The 13182-nt window shown below is 69.5% G+C and carries 11 protein-coding genes; 7 read left to right on the top strand and 4 right to left on the bottom strand.

Going from position 1 to position 13182, the window contains the following annotated elements; all coding sequences use genetic code 11:
- Window positions 1-3: 3 nt before the first annotated feature.
- Window positions 4-225 (bottom strand): hypothetical protein, encoded by a 222-nt coding sequence (locus MK786_RS02710; RefSeq protein ID WP_191766395.1) that lies wholly within the window; start codon window positions 223-225, stop codon window positions 4-6.
- A 169-nt stretch (window positions 226-394) separates the two neighbouring features.
- Here MK786_RS02710 and MK786_RS02705 point away from each other — a divergent pair, with 169 nt between their 5' ends.
- Window positions 395-2467, top strand: coding sequence for a type IIA DNA topoisomerase subunit B (locus MK786_RS02705; protein ID WP_374200402.1), 2073 nt, complete (start codon window positions 395-397; stop codon window positions 2465-2467).
- Between the two features lie 46 nt (window positions 2468-2513).
- Here the strand turns inward: MK786_RS02705 and MK786_RS02700 are convergent, their stop codons facing one another.
- Window positions 2514-4973, bottom strand: coding sequence for a DNA topoisomerase (ATP-hydrolyzing) subunit A (locus MK786_RS02700; RefSeq protein WP_241110699.1), 2460 nt, complete (start codon window positions 4971-4973; stop codon window positions 2514-2516).
- A gap of 66 nt (window positions 4974-5039) precedes the next feature.
- Here MK786_RS02700 and MK786_RS02695 point away from each other — a divergent pair, with 66 nt between their 5' ends.
- On the top strand, window positions 5040-6155 hold the full coding sequence (locus MK786_RS02695) for an alkaline phosphatase family protein (RefSeq protein WP_241110698.1): 1116 nt from the start codon (window positions 5040-5042) through the stop codon (window positions 6153-6155).
- 65 nt (window positions 6156-6220) lie between these two features.
- On the opposite strand, the gene sepH is transcribed toward MK786_RS02695, so the two are convergent.
- Window positions 6221-7255, bottom strand: a complete 1035-nt coding sequence (gene sepH, locus MK786_RS02690) for a septation protein SepH (RefSeq protein ID WP_241110697.1) — start codon at window positions 7253-7255, stop codon at window positions 6221-6223.
- Window positions 7256-7463: 208 nt separating this feature from the next.
- Between sepH and MK786_RS02685 the strand changes: the two genes are divergently transcribed.
- The gene (locus tag MK786_RS02685) at window positions 7464-7757 is read left to right on the top strand and encodes a DUF4193 domain-containing protein (RefSeq protein WP_241110696.1); all 294 of its coding nucleotides are present in this window, start codon (window positions 7464-7466) and stop codon (window positions 7755-7757) included.
- On the opposite strand, the gene MK786_RS02680 is transcribed toward MK786_RS02685, so the two are convergent.
- Window positions 7732-8220, bottom strand: coding sequence for a DUF3093 domain-containing protein (locus MK786_RS02680; protein WP_241110695.1), 489 nt, complete (start codon window positions 8218-8220; stop codon window positions 7732-7734). The genes MK786_RS02685 and MK786_RS02680 overlap by 26 nt on opposite strands.
- A gap of 12 nt (window positions 8221-8232) precedes the next feature.
- On the opposite strand from MK786_RS02680, the gene dut reads away from it, so the two are divergent.
- The 4 genes from dut (at window position 8233) to acnA (ending at window position 13119) form a co-directional block, all read left to right on the top strand.
- Window positions 8233-8757 carry a dUTP diphosphatase gene (dut, locus tag MK786_RS02675; protein WP_241110694.1) on the top strand — a complete coding sequence of 175 codons (525 nt, stop codon included), beginning with the start codon at window positions 8233-8235 and terminating at the stop codon, window positions 8755-8757.
- Window positions 8754-9356 (top strand): DUF3710 domain-containing protein, encoded by a 603-nt coding sequence (locus MK786_RS02670; protein ID WP_241110693.1) that lies wholly within the window; start codon window positions 8754-8756, stop codon window positions 9354-9356. The genes dut and MK786_RS02670 overlap by 4 nt, the downstream gene beginning before the upstream one ends.
- Complete coding sequence (locus MK786_RS02665; protein ID WP_374200401.1) at window positions 9353-10147, top strand: DUF3159 domain-containing protein; 795 nt, start codon at window positions 9353-9355, stop codon at window positions 10145-10147. Before MK786_RS02670 ends, MK786_RS02665 begins: the two co-directional genes overlap by 4 nt.
- 137 nt (window positions 10148-10284) lie before the next feature.
- Complete coding sequence (gene acnA / locus MK786_RS02660; protein WP_241110692.1) at window positions 10285-13119, top strand: aconitate hydratase AcnA; 2835 nt, start codon at window positions 10285-10287, stop codon at window positions 13117-13119.
- The last annotated feature ends 63 nt before the right edge of the window (window positions 13120-13182 follow it).

The raw sequence follows: 13182 nt of genomic DNA, 5'->3' as shown, positions 1-13182 counted from the left end.
GGCTCAGTTGGCCTCAGCCAGGCGGGCCGTCTCGTCGTGCCACGAGGTGGCGACGGCGCGGAGCTTCTCCTCGTACTTGCGGCCGTGGTGGGCGCAGAAGAGCAGTTCGCTGCCGTTGACCTCGGCCGCGATGTATGCCTGAGCGCCGCAGGAGTCGCAGCGGTCCGCCGCGGTGAGGCGGTACTCGAGGACGGAGCCCAGCTCGGTGGGTGTCGAAGTAGTCATCTCGGTGCCTCCTCGTAGTGATAGAACTCCGGTGCGGGTCATGAAATACAACCACGCCTTTGTTTCGAGAATGCCGCGAACGGGTCACATTTCGCTCAGCGCGTACGGCGCGGCCCCAAGAAGCGTGTCGGCCGACCGGCGTCTGTGACCCCGGATACCCTTGGAGATTGTGACCGCCGAGTACTCCGCCCACCATCTGCAGGTCCTCGAAGGACTCGAAGCGGTCCGCAAGCGCCCCGGCATGTACATCGGCTCGACCGACTCCCGTGGCCTCATGCACTGCCTGTGGGAGATCATCGACAACTCGGTCGATGAGGCGCTTGCCGGCCACGGCTCGCTCATCGAGATCATCCTGCACGCCGACGGCAGCGTCGAGGTGCGCGACCGCGCCCGCGGCATCCCGGTCGACATCGAGCCCCGCACCGGACTCTCGGGCGTCGAAGTCGTGTTCACGAAGCTCCACGCGGGCGGCAAGTTCGGCGGCGGATCGTACGCCGCATCCGGCGGCCTCCACGGCGTCGGCGCGTCCGTGGTCAACGCCTTGTCCGAGCGTCTCGACGTCGAGGTCGACCGCGGGGGCAAGACGTGGGCCATGTCGTTCCACCGCGGTGAGCCCGGCATCTTCGCGAACGGGTCGCCGTCGTCGGCGTTCACCCCCTTCGAGAAGAGCTCCGAGCTGCGCGTCGTGGGGCGCGCCGCGAAGGGCGTCACGGGCACCCGTATCCGCTACTGGGCCGATAAGCAGATCTTCACAAAGGATGCCGCGTTCACCCTCACCGAGCTCGAGCAACGGGCACGCCAGACGGCGTTCCTGGTGCCGGGTCTCGAGATCCTGATCCGCGACGAGCGCGGCGAAGAGGCGGTCGAGACCAGCTTCCGCTTCGACGGCGGTATCTCGGAGTTCGCGGACTTCCTCGCGCCCGACGCACCGATCACCGACACGTGGCGCCTCACCGGCAGCGGCTCGTTCACCGAGACGGTGCCGGTGCTGCAGCCGTCCGGGGCCATGGTGCCGACCGAGGTGCAGCGCGAGTGCGAGGTCGACATCGCGGTGCGCTGGGGGACCGGCTACGAGACCACGACCCGCTCGTTCGTCAACATCATCTCCACGCCTAAGGGCGGGACGCACCAGCAGGGCTTCGAGCAGGGGCTCATGAAGGTGCTGCGCACGCAGGTCGAGCAGAATGCGCGCCGCCTGAAGTTCGGCTCGAACGACAAGCTCGAGAAGGACGACATCCTCGCCGGACTCGCGGCGGTGCTCACGGTGCGCATCCCCGAGCCGCAGTTCGAGGGCCAGACCAAGGAAGTGCTCGGAACTCCGGCCGTCCGCCAGATCGTGGCGAACGTCGTCGCCAAAGAGCTCACCGCCCGGTTCACCTCGACCAAGCGCGACGACAAGGCGCAGACGTCGCTCCTGCTCGACAAGGTCGTTGCAGAGATGAAGGCGCGCATCTCGGCGCGCGCGCACAAAGAGACGCAGCGCCGCAAGAACGCGCTCGAGTCCTCGTCGCTGCCGGCCAAGCTCGCCGACTGCCGCACGAACGACGTGGCGGCGTCAGAGCTGTTCATCGTGGAGGGCGACTCGGCCCTCGGCACGGCGAAGCTCGCGCGCAACAGCGAGTATCAGGCGCTCCTGCCGATCCGAGGCAAGATCCTCAACGTTCAGAAGGCATCGATCAGCGACATGCTTTCGAACGCCGAGTGCGCCGCGATCATCCAGGTGATCGGCGCCGGCTCGGGGCGCTCGTTCGACCTCGACGCCGCGCGCTACGGCAAGATCATCCTGATGAGCGACGCCGACGTCGACGGGGCGCACATCCGCACGCTGCTGCTCACGCTCTTCTTCCGCTACATGCGGCCGCTGATCGACGACGGTCGCGTGTACGCCGCCGTGCCGCCGCTGCACCGCGTGGTCGTGATGAACCCCGGCACGAAGCCGAACGACACGATCTACACGTACACCGAGCAGGAGCTGCACGCCCTGCTGACCAAGCTCACCAAGGCGGGCAAGCGCTGGCAGGAGCCCGTGCAGCGCTACAAGGGCCTCGGAGAGATGGACGCCGACCAGCTCGCGACGACCACGATGGACCGCGCCGGCCGCACGCTCCGACGCGTGCGCATGCAGGACGCCGAGGCCGCGGCATCCGTCTTCGAACTCCTCATGGGCAACGACGTCGCCCCGCGCAAGGAGTTCATCATCGACTCGAGCGACCGCCTCGCCCGCGAGCGCATCGACGCGTGAAGCACCTGGGGCGGGTGCGACCCGCGCCCCGCGGAGATCAGCCGGATCAGCGGATGCCGGTGCCGACCGCGCCGATGACCGCGTCGAGCGGCGTGCCCGAAGCATCCCGCTTCGCACCCGCGTCCGGCAGCGTGCGAGTCGCGCCATCCGGAGCCACTGCACGGGGATCGGAGCCGACCCAGGCGAGCGTGAGCATGTCCTCGCCCTTGAGCAGGCGCTGAGCGCGCACGCCGCCGGTGGCGCGTCCCTTAGCGGGGAACTCCGTGAACGCCGAGACCTTCGCGCTTCCGGGGTCGGTGCCGGCGAGGGCGGCGCGGGAGCCTGCGACCGTGACCACCACGGCGTCGAACGCCGACGCACCCACGACGCCGAAGGAGATGACCTCGGCGCCGTCGCTCAGGCGGATGCCCGCCATACCGCCGGCCGCGCGCCCCTGCGGGCGCACCGACGACGCGTCGAACCGCAGGAGCTGGGCGTCGTCGGCGACGAACACCAGCTCGGCGCCGTCGGTCGCCGGCGCGGCGCCGACCACCCGGTCGCCGTCGCGCAGCGAGATGATCTCGATGTCGTGCTTGCTGCCGAGCTCGGTGGCCGCCACGCGCTTGACCACGCCGTGGCGCGTGCCGAGGGCGATGGGCGGGCCGTCCTCGAGGGGGACGATCGCCACGACGTGCTCGCCGGACGGCAGACCCAGGTACTGGTCGGCGCGTGTTCCGGCGGCGAGCTGCACGGAGTTGCCGGGCACGGAGGGCAGGTCGACGGGAGAGAACCGGATGAGGCGCCCGGCGCTCGTGACCGCACCGACGTCTCCGCGCGTGGTCGTGTCGACCCACGAGCGGATGGCGTCGTGCTTCGCGCGCCGCGACGGCGGCACGATGCCGCCGTTGGGCGCATCCGCAACCACTTCGGCGCGAGCCATGCGCCCCGTCGCCGACAGGAACACGCGGCACGGCGCGTCCGCGATCTGCAGATCGGCGGCTGCGGCGGCCGCACGTGATCGGGGCGCCGCCGGTCCGCCGTTGAGGAGAAGGGTGCGCCGCGGGGTGCCGTACGTCTCGGCCGCGGCATCCAGCTCCCGCGCCACCTGTGCGCGCAGCAGGATCTCGCTTCCGAGGAGCTCCTCCAATTCGGCGATCTCGGCCTTGAGCTTGTCGCGCTCGGCCTCGAGCTCGATGCGGGAGAAGCGCGTGAGCCGGCGCAGGCGCAGCTCGAGGATGTACTCGGCCTGCGGGTCGGACAGGTCGAAGACGTCCATGAGGCGCGTGCGTGCCTGCTCGCCGTCGTCCGACGTGCGGATGACCTGGATGACCTCGTCGATGTCGAGGATCGCGATGAGCAGGCCCTCGACGAGGTGCAGGCGCTCCTTGCGCCGCGCGAGCCGATAGCGGCTGCGGCGCGTCACGACGCTCATGCGGTGGTCGAGGTAGACGCGCAGCAGCTCGCGCAGTCCGAGCGTCTGCGGCTGACCGTCGACCAGGGCGACGTTGTTGATGCTGAACGAGTCCTCGAGGGGCGTCAGCCGGTAGAGGTGCTCGAGCACCGCATTCGGGTCGAAGCCCGTCTTGATGCCGATGACCAGCCGCAGGCCGTTGTGGCGGTCGGTGAGGTCGGTCACGTCCGCGATGCCCTGGAGCTTCTTCGCGGTGACGGCGTCCTTGATCTTCTCGATGATCCGCTCGGGACCGACGAGGTACGGCAGCTCGGTCACGACGATGCCGGTCCGGCGCGGGCCGAGCGACTCGATGGAGACCTTGGCCCGCGTGCGGAAGCTGCCGCGACCCTTCGTGTAGGCGTCCTTGATGCCGTCCAGGCCCACGATGATGCCGCCCGAAGGCAGGTCGGGGCCGGGCACGAACTCCATGAGCTCTTCGACGGTCGCCTCGGGGTTGTCGAGCAGGTGGATCGCCGCCCCCACGACCTCGATGAGGTTGTGGGGGGCCATGTTCGTCGCCATGCCGACGGCGATGCCGGTGGCGCCGTTGACGAGCAGGTTCGGGTACGCGGCGGGCAGCACCTCGGGCTGCTGGAACTGGCCGTCGTAGTTGGGGATGAAGTCGACGACGTCCTCGTCGAGGTTCTCCGTCAGTGCCAGAGCCGCCGCCGCGAGGCGCGCCTCCGTGTAGCGCGGAGCGGCGGGGCCGTCGTCGAGTGAGCCGAAGTTGCCGTGGCCGTCGACCAGGGGAACGCGCAGCGAGAAGGGCTGCGCCAGACGCACGAGCGCATCGTAGATCGGGGCGTCACCGTGCGGGTGCAGCTTTCCCATGACCTCGCCGACGACGCGGGCGCTCTTGACGTGGCCGCGATCGGGGCGCAGGCCCATGTCGGCCATCTGGTACAGGATGCGGCGCTGCACGGGCTTGAGCCCGTCGCGCGCGTCGGGCAGGGCGCGCGAGTAGATGACGGAGTACGCGTACTCGAGGAAGGACCCCTGCATCTCGGTCGAGACGTCGACGTCCTCGATGCGGCCGTGGTCGACGGGAGCGGAATCGGTGGGGGATGCAGGCATGACGATGTGGCCTCGGGTGACGGCGGTGCGGCGAGGGTCACCCGCGGGTGTGCGAGACTGACCCCGATGTCGATCAGCCTACCCGCGGACCCGCCGCGAGCCCGGAGCCTCACCGGTGTCGTGCCGCAGATGTCGGCAGCGCTCGATGGGACGTCGGACTGGTTCGCGCCCGCCGAGAGCGCCGTGGTGTTCGTGCTGGATGGCCTCGGATCGCACAACCTGTCGGCACGCGCCGGGCACGCGCGCTTCCTGGCGCAGGCGGGATCGAAGAAGGACGTGGCGCGCACCGTCTTCCCTTCGACGACGGCGTCCGCTCTGACCAGCCTGCTCACCGGCACGCTGCCGGGGGAGCACGGCATCGTCGGCTACCGCGCACGAGTCCCGGGGACCGACGACGTCGTGAATCAGCTGCGCGGATGGGACACCGACGGACTGCCGCTCGAGTTCCAGCGCGCGACGCCGCTCGCCACGTCCCTGGCCCGGCCGTTCTTCGTCGTCACGAAGAGCGAGTACCGCGGCACGGGCTTCACGGCAGCGACGCAGGCGGGCGCGGAGTTCATCGGCGTGGACGACCTCACCGAGCGCGTCCTCACTGCGGCGCAGCTCGGGACGCAGCATCCGGGATCCCTCATCTATCTCTATGCGCCCGAACTCGACGGCGTCGGGCATCGTCGCGGCTGGCAGTCCGACGAGTGGACCGTGATGCTGGAGAGAGTGGATGCCGCGGCCCGCGCTTTCGCCGAGGCGCTGGCACCGGGCACCGGCGCGGTGGTGACGGCCGACCACGGCATGGTCGACATCCCACGGCATCGGCAGATCCTCCTCCGGGACGGCGACCCTCTCCTCAACGGCGTGCGGCTGATCGGAGGCGAGCCGCGCATGCTGCACCTCTACGCAGAACCCGGCCACGCGGAGGACGTGGTGCACGCGTGGCGCGCGTCGGAGGAGGCGCGGTCGTGGGTGCTCTCACGCGACGAGCTGATCGCGTCGGGCGTGCTCGGGCCGGTGAGCCCCGAGGTGCGGGAGCGCCTCGGCGACGTCGTCGTCGCGGCGCGCTCGGGCGTCGTCTACTACGACGACCGACTCGCGGACAAGGCACCGCAGAAGATGATCGGCCAGCACGGCTCGTTCACCACCGAGGAGCGGGTCGTCCCGCTGCTGCGGCTGGGCGCGTTCGCCTGAGGGCGCCGCGGCTCTCGGTGCACGTCGGCGCGGTTCGCGCGGCGCCGCACCTGATCGGAGAGAGGTCAGTCGTCGCTGCGGGCGCCGAAGACGATCTCGTCCCACGACGGCATCGATGTGCGGCCCTTGCGGCGACCTGCCTCCGCCACTGCGGACGGCGCCACGTCGAAGTCGGAGACCTCGGGGTCGTCGTCGCCGGGGGCTTCGTCATAGCCGGGCTCGAGCGCGTCGAACAGCGCGACGGGCGACTGCGAGCGCGACGTGGAGGCCTCTTCGGCCCCGGGCAGCGGTTCGCGCTGACCACGGCGGCGGCGGAGCGCCTCGAGGAGGTCGGCCGTCTCGGCTGAGGTCACGGCCGGCTCGTCGGCGCGCTTGATCGCCGCCTGCTGCACGGCCGGCGCGGCGGGCGCAGGCAGATCGGGCGACTCGAAGTCGGCGTCGGGCAGCTTGCGCGGCCCGAAGGCTCCGCTGTCGAACCGGGTCTCGTCTTTGGCCGGCGTCGTCTCGAGCGCGCGCAGGCGGGGGATGAGGCCCTCGGGCAGCGAGCCCTGACGCGACAGCTGGATGGCGTCGGCGTTGAGCGGAGACAGCGTGCTGCGGCGGGGGTCGAAGCCCCAGCGTGCGTCGTGGTCGACCTCGCTGGCCGTGAACTCGAGCTTGATGATCCAGCCGGTGGGCTCTTTCCAGCTCGTCCATCGCTCGCCCGAGGCGCCCGCCTCGTGCAGCTTGGCGCGGACGGCGGCGCCGAACGTGGGGTTGCCCTCGCCCTCGAAGCCGCCGCCGAGCAGCACGGCGACCGCGAGCGCCTGGCCCACGATGTGCTCGCGCTCCGCGAGGACCGGGCCTTCGAACCGGCGGACGTCTTCCACGCGCGCGCCGAGAAGGTTCGCGACCTCTTCGGCCGAGAGCCCCGCGCGGATGTGCGATTGGATGTCGCGCGGACTCGGCCGCGCCGCCTGCGTGTCGTCGTCGCGGTCGCGACGCGCCTTGCGCAGTTCGATGCGCAGCACGTCGTCGACGGCGAGGGCGAACCTCTCGCCGGACTCGGTAGCCAGGACGAGTGTGTCGTCCTCGGTGCCGATGACCTTGAGCTGTTCCATGCGAACGCCCCTCCGATCCTGCGTGTCCCGGCCATGCTGACACAGGCGGTGTCCAAGGCCGGGAATATCCAGCGCGTGGCGCGAGTTTCACGGGGACGCATGGTCGAACAATCTGCGGCGCGCATTTGCGAAAACGGAGACGGTCATGCAAACTATCGCCGCCTGAACGGGCGCACCCGCGAGACTTCGGAAGTTGAGACGTTTACGAATGGCCACCGATTACGACGCCCCCCGCAAGACCGAGGACGACAGCGAGTCGATCGAGGCTCTCAAGGAGCGCGTTCCCGACAAGCTCTCGGGAGCGGTCGACGTCGAGGATGCCGACAACCCTTCGGGCTTCGAGCTCCCCGGGGCTGATCTGTCCGACCTCGAGCTCGACGTCGTCGTGCTGCCGCCGCAGGAGGACGAGTTCACGTGCTCGAACTGCTTCCTCGTGAAGCACCGCTCGCAGCTCGACCACGAGACCCCGGACGGGCCTATGTGCCGGGAGTGCTCGGCTTGACCTGGGCGCGGCGCACGGCGGCGGCGAGCCGGTCGGGTGTCCGCGACGAGATCACCCATGCCGGTGTCGGATCCTGAGGATCTGACACCGGCATCACTACGAGTCCGTCGATCCCACCCCGGATGACGTGCCACGATCGCGGGTCGAGAGCCGCGCCGCGGTGCTGACGGGCATCCTCCCCGACGTGCACCGCCGGGTCGCCCAGGAGGTCCACGGGGATGTGCGCACGCCCGGCGCGCAGCTCTCCGCCCTCGACGGCGACGACCGGCGAGCCCGCCACCAGCAGCGCGACCACGGCGACCCCGACGACCGCCCCGATCACGAGGGCGATCGTGGTGTCGATGGGGGCGAAGACGAGGGCGACCATCGGTCCGGCGACCGCGGCGCTGACCATGACCCAGAGGGACGGACCGAGCCGTTCGCGATAGTCGCGGGCTCCGACGTCGTGCGCTGTCTTCTGCATTACCCTCATTGGGTGACTGAAACGGTGGACGTCCCCATTATCGCCTCAGACGTCCCGGTGTACGCGCACCCGGGCGACGCCGGCGCCGACCTCATGGCCGCAGAGGCGATCCGCCTCGAGCCCGGCCGACGGGCGATGGTGGGCACCGGAGTGCGCATCGCCCTCCCGGATGGATACGTCGCGTTCGTCGTCCCGCGCAGCGGACTCGCCGCCAAGCACGGCATCACGGTCGTGAACGCTCCCGGGACGGTCGACGCCGGCTATCGCGGTGAGATCAAGGTCATCCTCTTGAACACCGATGCCGAGCAGGCCCACGACATCGCGGTCGGCGACCGCATCGCCCAGCTCATCGTGATGCCGGTGCCACGCGCCCGGTTCGTCCCCGTCGAGGCTCTGCCCGAGAGCGCCCGAGGCGAAGGCGGCTTCGGCTCCACGGGCTTCGCGGGCGGGGGCGCTGCTGTGCCGCCGACGAGCCTGGGCGAGTCCACGCGGGAAGCTCCCCGCGATCTTGACAAGAAGGACGGAGTCCTCGCATGACCGACCCCACTCCCGCAGCCGACTCCCCGCGCAAGGACGCGCCTGAGGACCGCGCCGTCGCCGGCCCGTTCGACGAGTCCGAGGCGAACCCCGTCCGCCCGTACATCGATCTCGGCGGGATCAAGATCCTCCCGCGGGAGGGCCTCAACTTGCGTCTCGAGGTCGAGGAGCAGACCAAGCGCATCGTCGCGGTCGGGCTCGACTACGCCGGTTCGACCCTGCAGGTGCAGCCGTTCGCCGCGCCGCGGACCGTCGGACTGTGGGCTGAGACGCGCGAGCAGATCCGCCAGCAGATCCGTCAGCAGGGCGGGCGCGTCGAGGAGCGCGAGGGTCCCCTCGGCCCGGAGCTCCTCGCTGAGGTTCCCGTGGCGGCGGGTCCCGACGGCACGTCGGGCAAGCGGCTCGCCCGGTTCGTCGGGGTCGACGGACCGCGCTGGTTCCTCCGCGGCGTGATCGGCGGTGCGGCGACGTCGGACGTCGAGGCCGCAGCTGCCGTCGAGGACCTCTTCCGCTCGATCGTGGTCGTGCGCGGCGGCTCGCCGATGCCGCCTCGCGACCTCATCCCGCTGCGCATGCCGGCCACCCCGGGCGCGGCGTGACCGACCAGCCCACGCCCTCGACCGGCGACGAGCAGCGCAGCGCCGGTCTGACCCCGCCCCCGGCGACCGAAGCATCCGCTTCCGACCTTCTCGGCGCCGCGCTCGGCGGTGCCGCGCGCCGTGCGGGGCTCGACCCCGCCGAAGGCGCCTCGACCGGTCACGTCGTCTGGGCCGCGATGGGCGGGTGGCGGGGCGTCCTCGAGTCCGTCCTGCCCGGCCTTGTCTTCATCGTCGTCTACACGCTCACCATCGATCCCGGAACGGGCGACGGCAACCTGTGGCTGTCGCTCGGACTGTCGGTCGGCATCGCGGCCGTCTTCACCGCGGCGCGGCTCATCGCCCGTCAGCCTGTGACGGCGGCGATCGGCGGACTGGTCGCGGCGGGCGTCGCCGCGGCCTTCGCGGCGTTCACGGGCGAGGCATCCAACAACTTCATCCCCGGCTTCATCACGAACGCGCTATACGGAAGCGCCTTCCTGACCTCAGCGCTCATCGGATGGTCGCTGATCGGCCTGGCCGCGGGATTCCTGATGGGAGAGGGCACCGCCTGGCGGGCCGACAAGCGCAAGCGCCGCGTGTACTTCTGGCTCGCGATCGCGTGGGCATCGCTCTTCGCCGCACGCCTGCTGGTGCAGCTGCCGCTGTACTTCGCCGACAACGTCACCGCGCTCGGGACGCTCAAGCTCGTGATGGGGCTGCCTCTTTTCGCGCCGCTCGTCGCCGTCACGTGGCTCGCCGTCCGCGCCCTGTATCCGCGTGGCGAGTCGAACGAGGCCACCGCCGCGGAGTGATACATTTATCTTGATATCAAGATAAATTGACCCCGCCGCGGATTAGGTCATCCTCACTAGCCGAGGGCTCCGGTGCGGGGGAAGATGGGGAGTGCCGGGCTCCGGCCCCGCTCCCGCCGCCGACGAAGGAGACAGACGTGTCCACGGTTGACAGCTTCGGTGCCAAGAGCACCCTGACGGTCGGCAGCACCGACTACGAGATCTTCCGCATCGACAAGGTCGCGGGCTACGAGAAGCTCCCGTTCAGTCTGAAGGTGCTGCTCGAGAACCTTCTCCGCACCGAAGACGGTGCGAACGTGACGAAGGCGCAGATCGAGGCACTCGGTTCGTGGGATGCCGCGGCCGAGCCCGACACCGAGATCCAGTTCACGCCCGCCCGCGTCGTGATGCAGGACTTCACCGGGGTTCCGTGCATCGTCGACCTCGCCACGATGCGCGAGGCGGTCACCGCGCTGGGCGGCGACCCCAACAAGATCAACCCGCTCTCACCCGCCGAGATGGTCATCGACCACTCCGTCATCGCCGACCTCTTCGGTCGCGAGGACGCCCTCGAGCGCAACGTCGAGATCGAGTACGAGCGCAACGGCGAGCGCTACCAGTTCCTCCGCTGGGGACAGACGGCGTTCGACGACTTCAAGGTCGTCCCGCCGGGCACCGGCATCGTGCACCAGGTGAACATCGAGCACCTGGCCAAGGTCATATACGACCGCAACGTCAACGGCGTGCTGCGTGCGTACCCCGACACGTGCGTCGGCACCGACTCCCACACCACCATGGTCAACGGCCTCGGTGTGCTCGGCTGGGGTGTCGGCGGCATCGAGGCCGAGGCCGCGATGCTCGGCCAGCCGGTCTCGATGCTCATTCCGCGCGTGGTCGGCTTCAAGCTCACCGGCGAGATCCCCGCCGGCGTCACGGCGACCGACGTCGTACTCACGATCACCGACATGCTCCGCAAGCACGGCGTCGTCGGCAAGTTCGTCGAGTTCTACGGCGAAGGCGTCGCGTCGGTGCCGCTCGCGAACCGCGCCACGATCGGCAACATGAGCCCGGAGTTCGGCTCCACGGCCGCGATGTTCCCCATCGACGACGTCACGATCGACTACCTGCGTCTGACGGGTCGCGACGAGGCTGCGGTCGCACTCGTCGAGGCGTACGCCAAGGAGCAGTCGCTCTGGCACGACCCGGCCCGCGAGCTCGTCTTCAGCGAGTACATGGAACTCGATCTCGGCACGGTGGTGCCCTCGATCGCCGGTCCGAAGCGCCCGCAGGACCGCATCCTGCTGTCCGAGGCGAAGTCGCAGTTCGAGGTCGACATCCTCAACTACGCCGACCCGACGGAGTCGAACGACATCGTCGACCTCGAGTCGAAGCACTCGTTCCCCGCCTCCGACCCCGGTGCGGTCCCGGGGGACGAGCACGAGGAGACGCGCGTCGTCCACATCTCCAGTGGCGGCCCGGCTGCGGCATCCAAGCCCGTCAAAGTCACCACGCCCGAGGGCACGTCGTACATCCTAGACAACGGAGCCGTCACCCTCGCCGCGATCACGTCGTGCACCAACACGTCCAACCCGTCGGTGATGCTCGCGGCTGGACTGCTCGCCAAGAAGGCACTCGACAAGGGCCTCAAGAGCAAGCCGTGGGTCAAGACCACACTCGGACCGGGCTCGAAGGTCGTCACCGACTACTACGAGAAATCAGGGCTCGACAAGGCGCTCGAGGGTCTCGGGTTCTTCACCGTCGGCTACGGCTGCACGATCTGCATCGGCAACTCGGGCCCCCTCATCGAGGAGGTCTCCGCCGCGATCAACGAGCACGACCTCGCGGTCACCGCCGTCCTCTCGGGCAACCGCAACTTCGAGGGGCGCATCAGCCCTGATGTGAAGATGAACTACCTCGCTTCGCCGCCGCTGGTCGTCGCGTACGCCCTGGCAGGCTCGATGCACTTCGACTTCGAGTCCGACCCGCTCGGCAAGGACACCGACGGCAACGACGTGTTCCTCAAGGACATCTGGCCGACGCCCGAAGAGGTGCAGGCGACGATCGACTCGTCGATCTCGCGTGAGCAGTTCATCAAGCAGTACGCCACCGTCTTCGACGGCGACGAGCGCTGGAAGAGCCTGCCCACACCCGACGCCGCGCAGTTCGAGTGGGACCAGGACTCCACCTACGTCCGGAAGGCGCCGTACTTCGACGGGATGACGATGGAGCTGACCCCGGTGGCCGACATCACCGGTGCCCGCGTGATGGCGGCCCTCGGCGACTCGGTCACGACCGATCACATCTCGCCGGCGGGCAACATCAAGGCCGGCACCCCGGCCGCGCAGTACCTGACCGAGCACGGAGTGGCGCAGAAGGACTTCAACTCCTTCGGCTCGCGTCGCGGCAACCACGAGGTCATGATCCGCGGCACGTTCGCCAACATCCGTCTGAAGAACGAGCTGGTCGCGGCGGTGAACGGCGGCCAGATCGTCGAGGGCGGCTACACGCGCGACTTCACGCAGGAGGGCGGCCCGCAGTCGTTCATCTACGACGCGTGCATGAACTACCAGGCGCAGGGCACCCCGCTGGTGGTCTTCGGCGGCAAGGAGTACGGCTCGGGTTCGTCGCGCGACTGGGCTGCCAAGGGCACCAGTCTGCTGGGCGTCAAGGCGGTCATCACCGAGAGCTTCGAGCGCATCCACCGCTCGAACCTCATCGGCATGGGCGTCGTCCCGCTTCAGTTCCCGGCCGGGGAGAGCTGGAAGTCGCTGGGTCTCGACGGCACCGAGATCGTCTCGATCTCGGGGCTCGAGCAGCTGAACGAGGGCGTCACGCCCAAGACGGTGCGGGTCACCGCCGAGCCGAGCGAGTTCTCGCCCGAGGGCAAGCAGACGGTCGAGTTCGACGCGGTCGTGCGCATCGACACGCCCGGCGAGGCGGACTACTACCGCAACGGCGGAATCCTGCAGTACGTGCTGCGTTCGCTGGTCTGACAGCTGATTCACGGGGGACCGGATGCCCCGGCATCCGGTCCCCCGTCTTGTCACAGGTAGACT

The sequence above is a fragment of the Microbacterium sp. CFH 31415 genome (assembly GCF_022538185.1).
GTDB lineage: Bacteria > Actinomycetota > Actinomycetes > Actinomycetales > Microbacteriaceae > Microbacterium.
Note: the sequence above shows the minus strand (reverse complement) of the source record. Positions and strands in the feature narration are given on the sequence as shown.